Consider the following 19,478-nt stretch of genomic DNA (forward strand, 5'->3'; position numbering starts at 1 on the left):
TTTATCCGCCTCCAACAAATTCTAATAGTTCTAATTGATCATCTTCACGCACAGTGTGTTGATGATAATCATCTTGCTTAATCAATGTTTTATTATGTTCAACAATGACACGTTGTGGGTCTAACTCAAGTGATTCGAGCACTTGATGGATCGATTGTTCCGAGTCGAACGTGAACGTGTCACCATTAATGATACATTTCATGATTTAACCTCCTTGAGACATTAAAAGATTTATATTGAGCTGGTTTGATACCAGTTAATAGCCAATTTGCGATGTCACGTCCGATCACAGGAGATAATAAAATACCATTACGATAGTGACCGGTAATCATATATAAGCCATCATCAATTTGGTCCATAATTGGCAGTTCACTCTCTGTGTACGGACGTACGCCAGACCATTGTTTGAGTACACGTGCGTTTGCAAGTTCAGGAATACGTGCTGTTGCATAATGTTTCAACCAGGAAATGCCTTGCGTTGTATTACCTACTGAATAATTATCAAATTCACTAGTAGCACCAATTAAATAACGGTTGGGTTGTTTTGGCACAACATAACATCCATTGGTCGTAAATACCGTTTGATTTAAATGTAAATTATCGTGTTCCACAAGTAGGACTTCACCTTTAACGCCAACAACCTCACGTGGTAGTTGATACTGCTTTAATAGTTGAGATGACCATGCACCACCTGCAACGATAACCTTTTTAGCATATAAATCACCTTTAGATGATGCGATTTGATAGTAGCCATTCAGACGATGAATGTCAGTAACATCTGTATTAAAGTAGCGCGTAATGTGACGTTGTTGCAGAGATTTAAACAATGCTTTCGTATAATGATTCGCATTGATTTGTCCATCATTTGGGATATAAATAGCCATGTCTGCTGCAGAGACATTACCATTCGTTAAATCGGCCAAGTCATTGTCTGAGAGCGCAACAACATTGTGATCTAATGCGTGTAGGAATTGATATTGTGCACGTAAATGGGCTACATCACTAGGTTGATTCGCAATTTTAATTAATCCAGATGCTTGATATTGAATATCAATGCCCGTTTCATCTTGTAAAGATTGGCATAATTCAGGAAAGAGGTCTCGCGACTCGAGTGCAAGTCGAAATAAATCACTATCTTCTGTAAATTCATTCTGAGCACCTAACATGCCACCAGCTTTATAGGATGCATGTTTACCAGGTATATCTCGGTCAACGATTGCGATGTCGAGATGCGTGTGACTAAGGTGTCTTGCAATGGACATTCCGATGACACCAGAACCAATAATAAGAACGTCATGCATCTTTCAACCACTCCTTTCGTAGATGTTGAATTTGTTGTAAAGATGCGTTCATAAAGTATGAGATTGCACAAATACCTGCAAAGCCAGGCGGCAGTTGATGTATCGTATCTTCCGTCATACCACCTATGGCATAAATCGGGATAGGCACGTGCAAAACATCGTTGATTTCGGACGATGTTCTAGGTTGCTGATTTGGCTTAGAAGCGGTTGGAAATATATGACCATAAAAGACATAATCCAAGTGATGTCGATAAGCCTGTTTAACAGTGTCAACCGAGTGCGTTGACATGCTAACCTGCACCTCTGGATGGTGTTCTTTATAGTGGAATGCCAACGTGTCCATCTCGCGACAATGTAAACGTGTAAGATTTAGCGCTTCTAATAATTCGACATCGCTATGGACAATGATTTTATCTCTAGGGAATCCAGCAACGATTAATATGCTGAGAAAAGAACGCAACTCATCTCTAGACATAGGGGTACGAAAGAGTAAACCATCAATCCCCTCACTAATATCAAGAAAATGTTGTAAATCTGACGCTGTTAAATGTTTGTAAGTTGTTATCGCTATAAAGATGGCTATCACTCCTAATAAATGAAAAAAACGCTATCTCCTTCGTAGGAAATAGCGTTGGTCTATATAGAACGTTATTTAGCAAGCCACTTTCCTACGCCAGTGCAAACTGGATCAGGTTCCAGGAATTATAAAGTTCTTTCTTTACTCTCAGCCTTAAACAAAGGCACTTCCAGTGGATAAATTATCTATTTAATTTTTAATAATTATGATTCACGTTTGATTTCAAATTTATTCTACAATTTTTTCGAATAGAGTTCAAATTTTAATAGGAAGAGCAAGGGACATCAATCATATAATGATCCTATTTCACCAATTCTCAGTAGCTGACTGAACGGAGAAGGCGCTTAAATTAAGCTTTTGTCGGTTCTAGTCATCCTTGGGAGTGGGGCCCACCACAAAGAATGACATTACGACATTCTACAAACACAGCAAGCTGGAAGTCGGGGCCCCAACACAAAAAATCACGAAAGTGATTTTACAAGCTAAGCAAGCTGGGAGTGGACAATGAATGTGAAAAGAATGCTGCGCCACTCCCAAATGACGCAATTAGTGAATAAAGTAACGAACGATGTACAATTTAATAAAAGAACTTTTAAATAAGATATTGAAAACGATTTCAAAACCTGGTAATATAAATAAAAATAAATGCTAAAAACCCTATGATGGTAAGGGTTATAAGGGAGTTATTTTTGTATAATAGGGAGTCTTGTGAGTATATTAGACAACATATTTAGAATCAACAAATTAGAGGAAGTAGGAAAAAGAGGTTATGGTACAAAGACAAAAGAAAAGTAGTGTTCGTTGGTTTTTTGCATTAGCATTTTTTATTATAGGTGTAATCGCCTATATGGATAGATCCAACATTTCGTATATTGCCCCGCAAATGATGGAAGATTTACATATGACAAAACAACAATTTGGTCTATTAGCTTCATTCTTCTCGTTAGGTTATGCTTTAATGCAAGTACCTTCAGGTATGCTAGCTGAGAAATTCGGACCACGTAAGATGATTACAATTGCTTTAGTATGGTGGAGTGCTTTCACCATTTTAACAGGTATGATTAAACATCACGGTTTATTATATTTAGTTCGTTTCTTATTCGGTATCGGGGAAGCGCCTATGTATCCATCAAACGCCGTGTTTAATGCAAACTGGTTCTCTAAAGATGAGAAAGGTAGAGCATCAAGTATGTTACTTGCTGGTTCATATTTTGGGCCTGTATTAGCACCTGTCATTACAATTGCTATTGTAAACGCATTTAACTGGCAAGCAGTATTTTATATCTTTGGTGTGGCAGGTATCTTAATTGCAATATTATGGGGAATTATTGCGAAAGATTTACCTGAACAACATCGTATGGTTAATGACGCAGAGAAACATTTCATTATGGAGAATCGTGACCTTGTTCAAACAACGAAATCATTACCACCATGGAATCAATTCTTCCGTCGTATTAGTTTCTATGCGATTGCAGGTCAATACTTTGTAGTACAATTTGTTATTTCATTATTCTTAATTTGGTTACCAACGTACTTAACTGAACAATATCATGTAGAATTTAAAGACATGGCGATTAGTTCATTACCTTGGTTCATTATGTTTATTTTAATTTTATCTGCTGGTGCGATTTCAGATAAAATTTTACGCAGTGGTCAATCAAGATTTATTTCAAGAGGTTTGATTGCTATTGTAGGTTTCATCGTATTTGCAGTTTCAATTTTCTTTGCAGTACATACTGATAATTTATATGTAACTATTTTCTGGTTATCACTTGGTTTAGGTGGTATGGGCGTATCAATGGGTATGAGCTGGGCTGCAGCGAATGACATTGGTAGAAACTTCGCAGGTACTGTATCTGGTTGGATGAACTTATGGGGTAACATTGGTGCGTTATTAAGTCCATTCTTAGCTGGTGCATTAGTAGCATCACTTGGTTGGACAATGACTTTCCAATTGCTAATTATTCCAGCAGTTATCGCAGCAATTTTATGGTTATTTGTATCACCAGATAAACCATTGATTAAAGATGAAAGTCGTGAATTAAAATAATTTTATATAAACTAGGGCATTATGCCTAGATAAATAGTCGAGACTGGGACATAAATAATATAATTAAGCTATTTTGCAATTACGCAGTAGCTGACTGAACTGAGAAGGCGCTTAAATCAAGCTTTTCTCAGTTTTAGTCATCCTTGCGGGCGGGGCCCCAGCAAAGAGAATTTCATCAAGAAATTCTACAAGCAAAGCAAGTTGGGAGTCGGGGCCCCAACAAAGAGAATTTCACTAAGAAATTCTACAAGCAAAGAAAGTTGGGAGTGAGACGACGAATTTAAAAAGAATTCTGTCCCACTCCCTGTTTTATATGTGTGGAAGTGGTAAGATGATAGTGAATAAATCACAAATTGAGGGTGAAATGTATGATTATTATTAATGCAAAACTTAAAGTAAGTGAAGAACATCGTGCTGCTTATTTAGATTTAATGACGAATTTAGTCAAACATGCACGTGAAGAAGAAGGTAATACATTTTATAGTCACTATGAAGATGTAAGTGAACGTAATACGTTCGTAGTTGTAGAGAACTATAAAGATCAAGCTGCTGTTGAAGCACACAATCATTCAGATCATTTTAAAGTGTTTAGTGAAAATATCGGTAACTATATTACAGAAAAACCAGTGATCGACGTAGCTGAAGTAAAATAATTAAAGTTAATTTCATAACGTAAACATTACTAAGGTAGGATAAGAAGTCAATTGTGAAGCGATGATTTCAATCCTACCTTTTTATTATTTGAACAATCACTATCATATAAACGAATAAAAAGTGTTATCATTGAATATGTATGTTTTATAGAAAGGAAAGATAACATTGGGAAATGTTTTAAAATCACTTATCACATTTGATACAAGTAAAGTTGACCCGATGAAAGGTATCAGACAGGGCTTGTTATTAATAATCCCAGCTCTATTAGGTTATTTCCTAGGTAATTTCGCACTAGGATTGCTCGTGTCAACTGGGACATTGGCACATATTTATGTGTTCAAAAGCTCACCACGTTCAATGATTAGAACAGTTATCTTATGTTCACTCTCATTTGCCGTATGTATGATACTGGGAACACTTACGGTTACTGAACCGATTCTATATGGTGTGACATTATTATTAGTTACGGTCATTCCTTATTATATCTTCAGTGCATTGAAGATAGCTGGACCGTCTTCAACTTTCTTCCTTGTAACATTTTGTTTACCGAGCAACTTGCCAGTAGCACCAAATGAAGCACTGTACCGCGGTGTTGCCATTCTTATTGGTGGTGCGATTGCTACATTTGTAGTTATTTTGACAATCCTTTTCCAAAAGCAAAAGATTGAAAATAGAGCAATTAATGCTGACTTTAACATGATTAAAGAATTAATGCACAATTATAACGATGTTGACAAGTTTAAAGAGAGTGCCAAAGCAGCAGTAACACAATTCAAGAACTCTGATGAATTGTTAATCACTGCAACAGCTGGGGCTGATCAAAAATTAAGTCCACGCTTCCAAAGATTGTTATTGCTACATACCTCAGCACAAGGTTTGTATTCAGAGCTATTGGAATTACATGAAAAAGGTATACGCCCAATTCCAAATGAATTAGTTGAAATGATGGACGTTGCAATACGCAATGCATATCGCACATCAGCAGCACGAGAAAAATGGACGAAAGAAGTCAATGTTGATGAAGTGTTTGACGATTTATGGCAATATATCTTGAAAATCGATGAAATTACAAACTTAGATTCTAACCAAATTGAACATGAAGCGAGTGTTCGTAAGCCACTTTACAGTCAACGTATCATTCATAATTTAACGTTAGATTCTATCGTATTTCGGAATACTTTGATTTATGCCGTAATTATGGCAGTGGCCATTTTTATTTCATTAGCATTTAATATCCAAAAATCTTACTGGATTCCATTAACGGCGCATACCATCTTATTAGGTATGACAACACGACGCATGTTAGACCGTTCTGTAGCCCGTGGCTTAGGTACCATCTTAGGTACACTCGTATTATCAGCAATACTATATTTCAATCCACACTTGGTTATCGCAGTCATCATTATGGGTCTTGCGGCAATGGTTACTGAAACATTTGTAGGTTCTAACTATGCCTTTGCGGTAATCTTTATTACAATCCAAGTTATATTATTAAATGGTTTAGCATCAGATAACCTGTCCATTTCAATTGCCTATACACGCATCTTTGATGTATTGATTGGTATTGCCATCGCAGTTGTTGGGATCTTACTTATTAATCGACAAACAGCATCCGCCATGTTACCACGAACGATTGCAGAAGTGGTTCGTAAAGAAGCCGTTATCTTCCAATATTTATTCTCAGAAAATCATTACCAAGATGATTTACGTGAAAGAGATGAAAGCTTAGCTTTATCAGTGAAAATGAGTAACATGACACAAATTAATAATTCAGCAAGTGGTGAATTATTCTCAAATCAAGAAGTGATTCGTTATTATTATCCAAGTATCTTCGCATTAGAAGAAATTAACTTTATGTTAATGCGTGCAATGCAAGATCATCAACGTCAACGTATTTCTGATCATCAAATGGGAGAATACCTTGTTACCTTTGAGAACTTAGCGAAACATTTCGAACTTCAAAGCAGACTTGAAATTAATGAACTTTCCGATTTACCGCAATATAATTACATTAAATCGGCATTAATGCGACTGCAAAATAATTGTGTGCATACACGTAAAGATATTAATGAAGTTGAAGATGGAGCTGCAATTAAAGCATAATATCATCATCGAGTTTCACTTTTGGTGATAGTGGTAAAGCTAACTATCAATTAAAAAAGGAGATTGATACCATGCCTTGGACGATGGACGATTATCCGAATACGTGGAAGTACTTTGATGAATTAGAACGAAAAAAAGCCATCGATATTGGTAATGCAATGTTGAAAGATGGCTATAAAGAAGGCGATGTTATACCGATTGCAACACAACAAGCTAAAGATTGGTATAAAGATGCATCGAAAGCAGCGCTTGATGAATTAAAGCACAAGCATGTCACACAACACCAAAAGGATCAATCAGCGAATCCAAAACTCAATGACAAAAATGTACATGTATATTTTGAAGATGACGAATGGAAAGTGAAAACAGAAGGGGCGAAACAAGCGTCCGATACTTTTGAGAAGAAAGCAGACGCCACGAAACGCGCGCAAGCTATTGCTGATAATCGTGGTACGACAGTCATTGAACATAAAAAAAGTGAATCATCGCAATAAAATCAATGCACGAGGCTGAAACAATGCGTTCAAACAGAATGCTGTTTCAACGTCGTGCGTTTTCATTATCAATTGAAAGTTCTAAAATAATCTGCAATAAAAGAGTATTATTTTTAGTTTATTTTGTAATTCGATATAATAAACAGTGATGATTAAGGAGGAAATACTATGTATGTAGAAAGAAAACCATCATTGTATATAGAAGAATTACGAAGTGAATTTAAAGATAACTTACATCATTTCAAAGATGGAGATGAAGCCTTTGATAGATTAATTGGTTTCGTAGAACTCGATCATTTATACGCCTCAGCCTTAAAAGAAATCAGCACCAAATTAGATATTCTCGATGACAACTTTAACTATGTTTATAAACATAATCCGATTCATCACATGGAACGACGTGTAAAAGAAATGAATAGTCTAATTAAAAAACTACATCGTAAGCAAGTCGAAATTAGTGCAGAAAGTGCGCGTAAACATATTCTTGATATTGCGGGAATTCGTGTCGTTTGTAACTATTTAGAAGATATATATGTCATTGAGAAGATGCTCCTAAAACAAGAAGACGTTAAACTTCTCAAACGTAAAGATTATATTAAAAATCCGAAAGAAAATGGGTATCGTAGTTTACATATCGTTGTGACAATTCCCGTATTCTTATCCAATAAAGTGGAAACATTACCTGTAGAGATTCAAATTAGAACCATTGGCATGGATATGTGGGCAAGTTTAGAACATAAAATTCGTTATAAAAATAACGCTAATACAGAAGATTATAGCGATATGTTAAAAGACTGTGCCCTTGAAATTTCAGATGTAGAATCTAAAATGCAATCCATTCATTCTGCGATTTCAGATAATAATGAATAACGTTAAACGATAAAGCGTAACTTATTGGATTGTGCGTAACCTGTAACAATTTTATAAGTTATGCTTTTTTAATTTGTCTCTGTTTTGATAATTTTATGATAAAATAATAATTTAGTAATATAGGGATTTTTGAGGTTGATTATGAACAGAAAACATTTTAAAACACAAATTTATCAATTAAAAAATTATCATAACGAACAAGTAGAAGTCGCTTTCGCGGGCAATCCAACATCAAATAGAGCAATCGTATTTATACATGGTGCTATCATGACATACCGTATTATGACCATGTTCGAACCCTACTTCAGAGAGTATAAAATGATTTTCATTAATTGTCCTAGTCGTGGTAAAAGTTCAAAGATTGATCGTAATAACCATACTTTAGATGATTACTCTGAACGAATTGAAGATGTTTTGGAACAAATCGTTGCCACACAACACCTTGAAAAGGTCATGATTATTGGGTATTCAATGGGAGGGATGATTGGCACACGTCTATTGAAATTTAATAAACTACCGATATCTCATCTTGTGTATTTAAGTAGCGCAGCTAAAATTACGCCAAACACGAGTATGCTTGCACGTTTATTCTCAACAGATAGTAAGCGTGACCATTTCAAAGATGAAATTACTGCCATCAAAAACTTGCCACAATACATCTTAAAGAAAACAGTTTACGCACGAAAAGAAAACGGACTAGATATCTTATCCTTTGTAGCCCCGATTAAGACGATCATCACTGATTTATTATATACAATTAAAGCAGATTATCTTCCAGATATTGAAGAAATTGAACAATTTCCAAAGTTATTATTTATCTCTGGTCAAGATGATGAAATTATCCCGTATACAGATTCACAAGCCACTATGGAGCAGTATAAACGCTATGGTGGAGAAACGAAAGAAATCGTCTATCCTGGTATTGGACACATGGACTTTCCATCTGTCCTTGAACAATTACCTAATGGCACTGTAGGGATTATTGATCATATAAAATCATGGATTGAAGATAAATAAGACTGCCTTTAGACTGACCGATAACATCATTTATCAAAAGGTCTTGAATGTGACGTTACGTCATATACTATATTCAATGTAGGAGGTGGACACTATGTCACATTACACTATTGGGGCGCTAGCTGATCAACTAGGTATAACGGTTCGAACACTACAATATTATGATCGAAAAGGTCTATTAACAGCGAAACGTACAGCAGAATCAAATCGCAGATATTACAATGAAGACGATGTACAACAATTACAGTTGATTTCGTTATTAAAGGAATTTGGTTGTACGTTAGATGAAATTAAAACATTGTTGTACGAAGATAGCGATATGCAGACATTAAAAACAATGCTTCAACTACATAAGGAAGCATTGCAAACACATATATACGATCAAACAAAAGCATTACAGCATATCAATGATGTAGAACAGTACATTTCAGATCACTCAAGTGCACCAATCAATCATCTATCTGACATAGATAAAGCGATGAAACAATCTACGACATTGAAGACATTTAGAAAGAAAGTATGGATGAGCGCAGGCGTCATTGGTATTATTCAATACACAGGACTAATTGCAAGTTTACTGAGAAGTTCAAGTAAGCCTTTCGTTTCAATCTTGCCTATTTTAGTAACCTATGCCATAGGATTAACGACATTCTATTATAAAAACATTTCATATTTGTGTCCAAATTGCCAACATACGTTTAAACCATCTGTGAAACAATTTATCGTGGCGCGACATACTATGCAAACACGTAAATTACCATGTCCAAATTGCCATGAAACCCATTATTGTATTGAAGTTTCAAATGAGAAAAAATAAATCATGTTACTATCCATCCCGGTCTATTTAGGACCGGGATATTTACTTTTAAAAAGAAAGCGTTTGCAAAAATGAATACGATATATTAATATACTTGTATACAAGTTGTAATTGAATGAATAGGAGTGATGCATGTGAAAGAAAGTTATCCAACGCAGTGGCTTGGAGGCATGTCTAAAGGGGAAGGTGTCGCAGCAGAAATACGTTTACAAATTGTAAGTGGTGAGATTGAAGCAGGTACACTACTTACAGAGAATCAAGTGGCTAAACAATTTGACGTTAGCCGTTCGCCAGTTAGAGATGCCTTTAAATTATTACAAACAGATCAACTCATTCAATTAGAACGCATGGGCGCTAAAGTATTGCAATTTGGTGAGCAAGAGAAGAAAGAACTGTATGATTTACGATTAATGCTAGAGTCGTTTGCATTCGCAAAGATAAAACATATAGATAGAGAACCGATTATTAAAGAGATGCGTAAACATCTTGAAATGATGAAAGTAGCAGTTAAATTCGAAGATGCTGAAGCATTCACACAACATGATATTCAATTTCATGAAGCAATGATGCATGCATCAAATCACCAATATTTACAAACATTCTGGAAACATTTGAAACCAGTGATCGAAACACTCGTATTGTTATCCATGCGACAACGTATGGACCATGATAAAGCAGATTTTGAACGCATTCATCACAATCATAATGTGTTTGTTGAGGCGATTGAACACTATGATTCAGCGAAATTAAGAGAAGCCTTTCATTTAAATTTCGACGATGTTGGCGAAGATATTGAAAGTTTCTGGCTAAGATAAATAGAAGAAAGAAGGAATACTATGAACTACATGATTGGTGTGGACATTGGGACAACAAGTACGAAATCCGTATTATACGATGAAAATGGACAATTTATCATGAAACATAGCATTGGCTACCCCTTACATACACCCAATGTTGATGTATCTGAAGAGAATCCTGACGAATTGTTTGATGCCGTTCTTATGACTGTGAAATATGTTGTAAGAGAAGCAAATATTAAAAAAGAAGACATCAAACTCATTGCATTTAGTGCACAAATGCATAGCTTGATTGCACTCGATGCGCAACATAACCGATTGACTGAGAGTATCACTTGGGCTGATAATCGCGCAAGTCAATATGCTGAACGTATTAATAAGGAACATCATGGCTCAGACATATATCAACGCACAGGAACACCAATTCATCCAATGTCACCATTATCTAAAATCTTCTGGATGAAACATGAACAACCTGATATTTATAAACAAACGGCGATGTTCGCCGATATTAAAACATACATATTTTATCAACTATTCGAAACATACGTTATTGACCATTCAATGGCATCCGCGACAGGTATGTTTAATTTAGAAACACGCAATTGGGATGCAGAAGCACTCGAATTACTTGGTATCACTGAGGAACAGTTACCACAATTAGTACCTACCACACACATACTTAAAGGTATGAAAAAACGCTACGCCACCCTAATGGGCATAGATGAGGATACGCCTATTATTGTTGGCGCAAGTGATGGCGTACTATCAAACTTAGGTGTAAACAGCTATAAAAAGGGCGAAGTAGCTGTCACGATTGGTACATCTGGTGCTATTCGCACAGTAATTAATAAACCACGCACAGATTATAAAGGTCGTATCTTTTGTTATGTATTGGACGAAGACCATTATGTTATTGGTGGACCCGTAAATAACGGCGGTGTCGTACTAAGATGGTTGAGAGATGAATTACTCGCAAGTGAAGTGGAAACGGCGAAACGTTTAGGCGTTGACCCATATGATGTACTAACTAAAATCGCTAGCCGAGTTAAACCAGGTGCAGAAGGACTTATTTTCCATCCTTACCTTGCAGGGGAACGTGCACCATTATGGAACGCAGATGCGCGTGGGTCATTCTTCGGATTAACGCTCTCTCATCAAAAGGAACATATGATACGTGCCGCATTAGAGGGTGTACTTTATAACCTGTATACAGTCTATCTTGCGCTTGTGGAAGTCATGAATGAAACACCAAGTACAATCAAAGCAACAGGCGGCTTTGCTAAGAGTGAAGTATGGCGTCAAATGATGGCAGATATCTTCGACACAGATCTCATCGTACCTGAAAGCTATGAAAGCTCTTGTTTAGGCGCATGTGTATTAGGTTTGAAAGCATTAGGCGACATTGAAGACTACTCAATTATTGAACAAATGGTCGGGACAACGAACGCGCATCAACCTAATCCAGAGACAGTTCAAGTGTATCAACAGTTAGTATCCATCTTTATCAACTTAAGTCGTTCATTAGAGGAACGTTATGCAGAAATTGCAGACTTTCAACGTAAGCACATGGAGTAAATTATTAAATTAGAAAAAGAAAACATTAGGAGGGTTTACGATGTTTGGAGATATTTGGCCAATTATCAGTGTTGTTATTGGGATTTTATTACTTTTGTCATTAATTATTTTCTTAAAATTGAACACGTTTATTTCATTAATCATCACTTCTGTTGTCACTGCGATATTACTAGGTATGCCATTAAATAAAATTATGGAAACCATAGAAGCGGGCATGGGAAGTACACTCGGTCACATTGCGCTAATCTTTGGATTAGGTGCCATGCTTGGTAAATTACTTGCTGATGGTGGCGGTGCCAATCGAATTGCCGATACATTGATTGCTAAATTTGGACCGAAACACGTGCAATGGGCAATGCTAATCGCAGCCTTTATTGTAGGTATCGCGCTATTCTTCGAGGTAGGGTTAGTTCTATTAATTCCATTAGTATTTACAATTGCTAAACGTGCGAAAGTCTCACCACTTAAATTAGGTTTACCAATGGTGACGGCTTTATCAGTAACACACGGTTTCTTACCACCACACCCTGGCCCCGTTGTTATTGCAAAAGAATTAAAAGCGAACGTTGGTCAAGTATTGCTATTTGGTATTATCATTGCCATTCCAGTAACGATTATCGCTGGACCAATATTTAATAAAATTGCACAAAAAATCATTCCTTCTGCCTACACGCGTGAAGGGGATATCTCAGCACTAGGATCTCAAAGAGAATTCAAAGAATCTGAAATGCCAAGCTTCGGGTTAAGTTTATTTACAGCTGTGTTGCCAGTTATCTTAATGTTAATTTCAACTATTGTACAATTAATTACAGGCCATGAAGCAGCTACAAATTTATTTGAACAAATTGTTTACTTCATTGGTACTGCAGGTACAGCAATGTTAATTTCAGTTATCTTTGCGATCTTCTCTATGGGCTTAAATCGTGGTAGAAAAATGGACGATATTATGAAGTCAGTTACCAACGCCATCTATCCAATAGGTATGATGATTTTAATCATTGGCGGCGGTGGTACATTCAAACAAGTACTGATTGATGGCGGCGTAGGCGATACCATCGCGAAAATGTTCGAAGGTTCAACCATGTCACCAATCTTACTTGCTTGGATTGTAGCAGCCGTATTACGTATCGCATTAGGCTCAGCTACAGTAGCTGCCATTTCTACCACAGGTATCGTTTTACCATTATTGCAACACTCTGACGTAAACGTTGCACTCGTTGTGCTCGCAATAGGCGCCGGAAGTGTTATCTTATCTCATGTTAACGACGCAGGCTTCTGGATGTTTAAAGAATACTTCGGTTTAACCGTAAAAGAAACATTCCTAACATGGTCATTACTTGAAACCATTATTTCTGTATCAGGTATCATCTTTATCTTATTCATTAGTTTGTTTGTGTAATATGTAATAATAATTGTCGCTCGTTAGAGTGGCAATTTTTTTAACCATAGGTTATAAGTCTAGATAGCAATACTAAAGAAAGATATAATGCGCGTTTTCAATAGCGAACGATATTGATTTAGATTTGTTACAAAATTCTAGAATAGAACTTAAAAGCATCCTCAAACAATAGGGTATCACAGGCTATCACTAGGAAAGACTTCCAAAGCGTGATAAACTAAAAAATGATATAAAAGACACAATGTGCAAAGGAGTTACTTGAGTTTGAAACAGATAAAAAAAGCAATCATACCTGCTGCTGGTTTAGGGACGCGATTCTTACCAGCCACTAAAGCGATGCCGAAAGAAATGCTTCCAATCTTAGATAAACCAACAATTCAATACATAGTGGAAGAGGCTTCACGTGCAGGAATTGAAGATATTATCATCGTAACTGGTAAACATAAACGCGCAATTGAAGATCACTTTGACAACCAAAAGGAATTAGAAATGGTTCTTGAAGCCAAAGGTAAAGATGAGTTACTAGAGAAAGTACAATATTCAACAGACTTAGCAAACATCTTCTACGTTCGACAAAAAGAACAAAAAGGATTAGGCCATGCGATACATACCGCTCGTCAATTCATAGGGAATGAACCCTTCGCAGTCTTATTAGGTGATGACATCGTTGAATCAGAAACACCTGCAATTAAACAATTGATGAACGTTTATGAAGAAACTGGCCATTCAGTCATTGGTGTTCAAGAAGTGCCAGAGAGTGTTACACATCGATATGGTATTATCGATCCACTAGGAAAAGAAGGACGCCGTTACGAAGTCAAACAATTTGTTGAGAAACCGAAACAAGGTACAGCACCATCGAACCTTGCCATCATGGGTCGTTACATCTTAACACCAGAAATATTTGATTACCTCGAAACACAAAAAGAAGGCGCAGGAAACGAAATTCAACTCACAGATGCGATTGAACGTATGAATAGTGATATTCCTGTATATGCATATGACTTTGACGGTGATCGTTATGATGTTGGCGAGAAATTAGGATTCGTTAAAACAACAATCGAGTATGCCCTGAAAGATCCAAAGATGAAAGATGAACTGGTTCAGTTTATTAAAGAATTAGGATTATAGCCGTAAATGCAAAAGAAGACCCCATAAACACTTAAGTGATCAGCTTAAATGTTTATGGGGTTCAACTTTGATGTATCCCCATACATCACGCTCATATTTCTCTAAAAGCGATTCCGCTTTAATTAATACTTAGATAAAGCATCAGAGAGTAAGTATTAATTAACATCATGTAATTGCGTATTCCTCGAAACACCGATCATAATACATCCTGACATTGAATAAAGAATTATGGGTTCTTCTTTAGATTACGTAATCTAGGCTGTTGATTCATGTTGAGTTGACTGACTTGTCAAACGTATTATGAACAAATATTTCAAAAACTATAAAACCAACTCATCCCAGTTTCCGCTAAGATGAGCTGTCGGGAAATACAATATGTAATGGTTATATTTCCCAGCCTCTTCAAAACCTGTGTGTATTAGATATAAATCTAATACACTTAAATTGTACAATATATTATTCGAATAGAATACCACTCCGGATATCAAAACTTTAGCTAAAAATATCAAACTTTTTACTTCATTCAAAAAAGTATAGAAAAAAAGAAAGAGACCCATCTTACTCTCCAGTTAAGATGAACCTCTAACGAATTTTATCAATTAAGGACCTCATATCCTCGTACATCAGATCGATCTAATGTAAGTTAATTATAAACCAAACATTAAGGTATACGTTATCAAAAAATGGACTGAAAGTATCACTTTATTATCTTCAAGTATGAAATATTATGAAAACATAATACTGTTTTAATACATATAAAAATCAATACAAATACACGCTACTTTATATAGAAATATATTATATAATTAAATTACTTATTTAACATTTAAGGATGTGTAATAGTAAGATGGTTGAGTATAAGACTAAAGAAGCGGTTCATAATAGAGCAAAAGAGGCAGTAGGTAAGACATTAAAAGAATTAAATAATGGCGCACCGGTTAACGAATATAAGAGTTCAGTAGGTGATGCATTTGAAGCATGGTTTGGGAAAACAAAAGACAGTGATAGTAAACCAGATATGGAAGAAGCGGGAGTTGAATTAAAAGCAACACCATTTAAAAAGTTGAAAAGCGGTAAGTATAGTGCTAAAGAAAGACTCGTACTTAATATAATTAATTATGAAAAAGTGGCAAAAGAGCAATTTGAAGAAAGCTCGTTTTTGTATAAAAATGGGACAATAGAACTGGCATTTTATGAATATGTTAAAGATTTGAAAAGAGAAGAATGGAAAATTGAAGAGGCTGTTTTATATGAAATGAAGAAAAATCCAGTTGATTATGAAATTATTAAAAAAGATTGGCATACTATTAATCAATACATTAGAGAAGGAAGAGTGCACGAATTAAGTGAGAGTTTAACTGATTATTTAGCACCTTGTACAAAGGGTAAGTCAGCTAAATCTGTACGTAAACAACCTTATTCAGACATTCCGGCTAAACAACGTGCATTTTCATTAAAATCCGGTTACATGACATCATTATTAAGAAAATATATCTTAGGTGATGAGAAAGTTGAATCCATTATTAAGGATAAATTTGAAATTGAAAATAAAAGTATAGAAGATATTGTTTACGATAAATTTAAACCATATTTTAACTGGACCATAGAGAAACTATGTCAAAAGTTTAATATCGAAAGTAATAGTAATAAAGCTATAAATTATCGCATAGCTTCAGCAATTTTAAATTTAAAGGGTAATAATACTAGCACTGATGCTTTTTCTAACGTAGAAGAATTTGAAAAAGCATCAATAGTTGTTAAAACTGTAAATGTAAAATCAAATAATGAAATTGCAGAAGATATGTCTTTTCACGCTTCTAAATTTAATGAACTAATCAAGGAAGAATGGGAAAATTCTGAAGGATATCCGTCAGCATCTTGGCATAACTTCTTGCTTGAAACTAGATTTTTGTTTTTTGTGGTAAAAGATGAGTCTAAAGGGCCTGTTTTTAAAGGAATTAAATTTTTTAGTATGCCTGAGAAGGATATTGAGGATACCGTGCGTATAGTGTGGGAAGACACTGTAAAAAAATTGAAAAATGGCGTGGAGTTACAGCAAAGATATACAAAAGAAGGTAAACCTTGGAAAATTAGTAGTAATTTTATTAAGGGGTCTGATGAATTGATTTGTCATTTTAAATCGCACGCAGGTAAAGCAGATTATAGAGTAAATGGTAAAAATGCTGATTTTCTCCCCGCCCCGATTAAGTGGTTAAATCGTCCAGATGATAAGGAGAAATATTCTGATCAGTGGATGACTAAACACAGCTTTTGGATTAATAAGAGATATATTAAAGAACAAATTAAAGATATGCTTTAGCAATTGTGATAAAATAGTTATGTTTTGAAAATATTAATGAAAAAAGCGAACGATCGTTCGCTTTTTATGGTATAATAAGTTTAATGTTAGTAAAGGAGGTGCCTAATGGAAAAACTAAAGGTAGCTGAACTTTTCGCAGGAGTAGGAGGATTTCGGTTAGGTTTAGAAAATACCGAAGAAAAAATCTTTGATGTTACATGGGCAAATCAGTGGGAGCCTTCAAGAAAAATTCAACATGCTTTTGATTGCTATAATAGTAGATTTGTAACGGGAGAACATGTTAATAAAGACATTGCATCTGTTAGTGATGAAGAAATAGCACATACTAAAGCTGATATGATTGTCGGAGGATTTCCATGTCAAGATTACTCAGTTGCTAGAAGCTTAAGTGGTGAATTAGGGATTCAGGGGAAAAAAGGTGTTTTATTTTGGCAAATTATTAGATTTATTCAAAATACCTATCCGAAATATTTATTATTAGAAAATGTAGATAGATTATTGAAGTCACCTTCAAGTCAAAGAGGAAGAGATTTTGGAGTAATGCTATCAACACTCAATGAATTAGGTTATAACGTCGAATGGAGAGTAATTAATGCTGCTGATTATGGAAATGCACAAAGAAGACGAAGAGTTTTTATTTTTGGCTATAAACAAGATTTAAATTACGCAGATATGATTGATAAATACTCTTTAGAAGATATTATTTATAATTCTGGAATGTTTGCAAAAGCATTTCCTATTGAAAAAGAACCTAACAAGAATAGAGTAGAGTCTATAACGATTTCAAATGATATTGTTGATATATCTAATAATTTTAGTTTCAAATTTTATAATAGCGGTGTTATGAAAAACGGTGAAATTTTAACAATTGATACGATACCTATATTTGAAAAACCTACACCGCTGAAAGAAATAGTATTAAAAGAAGTGGATGATAGTTATTCACTAACTGATGATAAAATTGAAAAGTTTAAATATTTAAGAGGGCCTAAAAAAATTAAGCGTACTTCTAAAGACGGCCATGAATATTATTTTTCTGAAGGTGGTATGTCAGAATTTGATTCTTTAGATTTACCAGCACGAACAATGTTAACAAGTGAAGCTTCGGTTAACAGAAGTTCTCACTTTTTGAGTATAAATGGTAAATTTAGAACGTTGACTCCAGTTGAGGCTGAAAGGCTAAATGGTTTTCCTGATAATTGGACTGACACAATGCCAGATAGAATGAGATATTTTTGCATGGGTAATGCTTTGGTAGTACCACTGGTTACTCGAATAGGTAATGAAATAGAGAAAATAGAAAAAATGACGAATGATGATTTCAGTCAGTTGAGTTTATTTTAAAGACAATGCTTATAGAAGTGTTGTCTTTTTTATTGTGTTTAAAATAACAGAATATTTTGATATTATTTATGTAAAGTACATATAAATTTGAGGTGATATTTATGGTAGAGAGCAAGATCAGTTTTGATTTGAAGAAAGAAAGAGAAATTGGAAAGTTCTTGGATAAATATTTTTACCCAAAGCTAAATAGTGTATATAAAAATTGTGAAATTGTAGATACTGAAAGAACATTTGATTTAGATAATCAACATAGAGGTATAGATTTAATCATTGAATACGGAAATGGTAAAAAAATGAATATCGATGAAAAGGCAGCAGCTAGATATTTTAATAAAGATATACCGACTTTTTCATTAGAAATATTCTTTCATAATAAATCAAACGAATTAAGAACAGGTTGGCTATTTGGAGATAAATATGATTCAACTGAAACATTTTTATTTATTTGGGGGTGGAATGAAGGGGAAGAAATTTTTTCTAATAACATTAATAAATTAGAAATTTGCTCAGTAAAAAAATCAGCTCTTCAGGAAGATATTGATAAAAGATTTAATTTGAATAAAGATAATTACTATGAGTATTGTTTAAATAAAATGCATGAAGTGGGTAGCAAACCATACGATAGTAGTAATAAGGATTATGTATTAAATAAATCTGAAAAAGCTTATTGGAGAGTATCGAAAGATGCCAAAGAAAAGCCTTTTCTAATGCTATATTATAAAGATATGTTAAAACAAATATGTCAAAGTTGGTTCATAGTTACTAAAGATAATGTAAAAGTAATTAAGTAAAATTTTAAATATAAAAGAAATTCTAAAAATTATTATAGGAAAGTAGCGAAGACTCCTGTGGGAACAGTACGAGTTGAAGACCTTAGAATTACCAACAGATTTATCTGTCTGGTAATTCTGGCTGAAACTGTACCCACGGAAAGCATAGCTACTGAACGGGATAATTCAATTAGAATTTCTTCTTTTTTATTTGATGTATATTCCACATACATAAATCCCTTCAATTACTTTCATT

Annotated in this window: 17 protein-coding genes and 1 riboswitch; of the genes, 14 read left to right on the top strand and 3 right to left on the bottom strand. The window is 34.8% G+C overall.

Translation table 11 applies throughout. The features are described 5' to 3' along the window. Position 1: 1 nt before the first annotated feature. The 3 genes from thiS to KA878_RS07750 are packed head-to-tail and all read right to left on the bottom strand — an operon-like array spanning position 2 to position 1,884. Positions 2-202 carry a sulfur carrier protein ThiS gene (thiS, locus tag KA878_RS07740; protein WP_053028784.1) on the bottom strand — a complete coding sequence of 67 codons (201 nt, stop codon included), beginning with the start codon at positions 200-202 and terminating at the stop codon, positions 2-4. Further along, positions 186-1,301 (bottom strand): glycine oxidase ThiO, encoded by a 1,116-nt coding sequence (gene thiO, locus KA878_RS07745; protein ID WP_193838965.1) that lies wholly within the window; start codon positions 1,299-1,301, stop codon positions 186-188. The genes thiS and thiO overlap by 17 nt, the downstream gene beginning before the upstream one ends. Then, complete coding sequence (locus KA878_RS07750) at positions 1,294-1,884, bottom strand: thiamine phosphate synthase (protein WP_193839951.1); 591 nt, start codon at positions 1,882-1,884, stop codon at positions 1,294-1,296. Before KA878_RS07750 ends, thiO begins: the two co-directional genes overlap by 8 nt. A gap of 65 nt (positions 1,885-1,949) precedes the next feature. Next, positions 1,950-2,059: riboswitch (TPP riboswitch) on the bottom strand. A 588-nt stretch (positions 2,060-2,647) separates the two neighbouring features. Between KA878_RS07750 and KA878_RS07755 the strand changes: the two genes are divergently transcribed. The 14 genes from KA878_RS07755 to KA878_RS07820 all read left to right on the top strand — a co-directional run bounded on the left by KA878_RS07755 (position 2,648) and on the right by KA878_RS07820 (position 19,243). Continuing rightward, complete coding sequence (locus KA878_RS07755; RefSeq protein WP_193838966.1) at positions 2,648-3,928, top strand: pyruvate MFS transporter; 1,281 nt, start codon at positions 2,648-2,650, stop codon at positions 3,926-3,928. 368 nt (positions 3,929-4,296) lie between these two features. Next, the gene (locus KA878_RS07760) at positions 4,297-4,581 is read left to right on the top strand and encodes a putative quinol monooxygenase (protein WP_075108140.1); all 285 of its coding nucleotides are present in this window, start codon (positions 4,297-4,299) and stop codon (positions 4,579-4,581) included. 166 nt (positions 4,582-4,747) lie between these two features. Further along, positions 4,748-6,685, top strand: a complete 1,938-nt coding sequence (locus KA878_RS07765; RefSeq protein WP_193838967.1) for an FUSC family protein — start codon at positions 4,748-4,750, stop codon at positions 6,683-6,685. A 71-nt stretch (positions 6,686-6,756) separates the two neighbouring features. Further along, entirely contained in the window at positions 6,757-7,179 is a 423-nt protein-coding gene (locus tag KA878_RS07770; protein ID WP_193838968.1) for a DUF2188 domain-containing protein, read from the top strand. A gap of 168 nt (positions 7,180-7,347) precedes the next feature. Beyond that, positions 7,348-8,049 (top strand): GTP pyrophosphokinase, encoded by a 702-nt coding sequence (locus KA878_RS07775; protein ID WP_053028777.1) that lies wholly within the window; start codon positions 7,348-7,350, stop codon positions 8,047-8,049. A 141-nt stretch (positions 8,050-8,190) separates the two neighbouring features. Then, the gene (locus tag KA878_RS07780; protein ID WP_053028776.1) at positions 8,191-9,066 is read left to right on the top strand and encodes an alpha/beta fold hydrolase; all 876 of its coding nucleotides are present in this window, start codon (positions 8,191-8,193) and stop codon (positions 9,064-9,066) included. Positions 9,067-9,160: 94 nt separating this feature from the next. Beyond that, complete coding sequence (locus KA878_RS07785; protein ID WP_193838969.1) at positions 9,161-9,883, top strand: MerR family transcriptional regulator; 723 nt, start codon at positions 9,161-9,163, stop codon at positions 9,881-9,883. Between the two features lie 128 nt (positions 9,884-10,011). Beyond that, positions 10,012-10,698: a GntR family transcriptional regulator gene (locus KA878_RS07790; RefSeq protein ID WP_228481710.1), complete on the top strand. Its 687-nt coding sequence runs from the start codon at positions 10,012-10,014 to the stop codon at positions 10,696-10,698. 21 nt (positions 10,699-10,719) lie between these two features. After that, positions 10,720-12,258 (top strand): gluconokinase, encoded by a 1,539-nt coding sequence (gntK, locus tag KA878_RS07795; RefSeq protein ID WP_193838971.1) that lies wholly within the window; start codon positions 10,720-10,722, stop codon positions 12,256-12,258. Between the two features lie 40 nt (positions 12,259-12,298). Further along, entirely contained in the window at positions 12,299-13,657 is a 1,359-nt protein-coding gene (locus KA878_RS07800) for a gluconate:H+ symporter (RefSeq protein WP_053028772.1), read from the top strand. Positions 13,658-13,921: 264 nt separating this feature from the next. Next, positions 13,922-14,788, top strand: a complete 867-nt coding sequence (gene galU / locus KA878_RS07805; RefSeq protein ID WP_053028771.1) for a UTP--glucose-1-phosphate uridylyltransferase GalU — start codon at positions 13,922-13,924, stop codon at positions 14,786-14,788. Positions 14,789-15,635: 847 nt separating this feature from the next. Then, positions 15,636-17,108 (top strand): Sau3AI family type II restriction endonuclease, encoded by a 1,473-nt coding sequence (locus KA878_RS07810; protein ID WP_193838972.1) that lies wholly within the window; start codon positions 15,636-15,638, stop codon positions 17,106-17,108. 105 nt (positions 17,109-17,213) lie between these two features. Continuing rightward, positions 17,214-18,452, top strand: a complete 1,239-nt coding sequence (dcm, locus tag KA878_RS07815) for a DNA (cytosine-5-)-methyltransferase (protein ID WP_193838973.1) — start codon at positions 17,214-17,216, stop codon at positions 18,450-18,452. 101 nt (positions 18,453-18,553) lie between these two features. Further along, complete coding sequence (locus tag KA878_RS07820) at positions 18,554-19,243, top strand: hypothetical protein (RefSeq protein WP_193838974.1); 690 nt, start codon at positions 18,554-18,556, stop codon at positions 19,241-19,243. Positions 19,244-19,478: the final 235 nt, after the last annotated feature.

Origin of the sequence: Staphylococcus sp. GDY8P57P (assembly GCF_017892585.1) — a bacterium.
GTDB lineage: Bacteria > Bacillota > Bacilli > Staphylococcales > Staphylococcaceae > Staphylococcus > Staphylococcus borealis.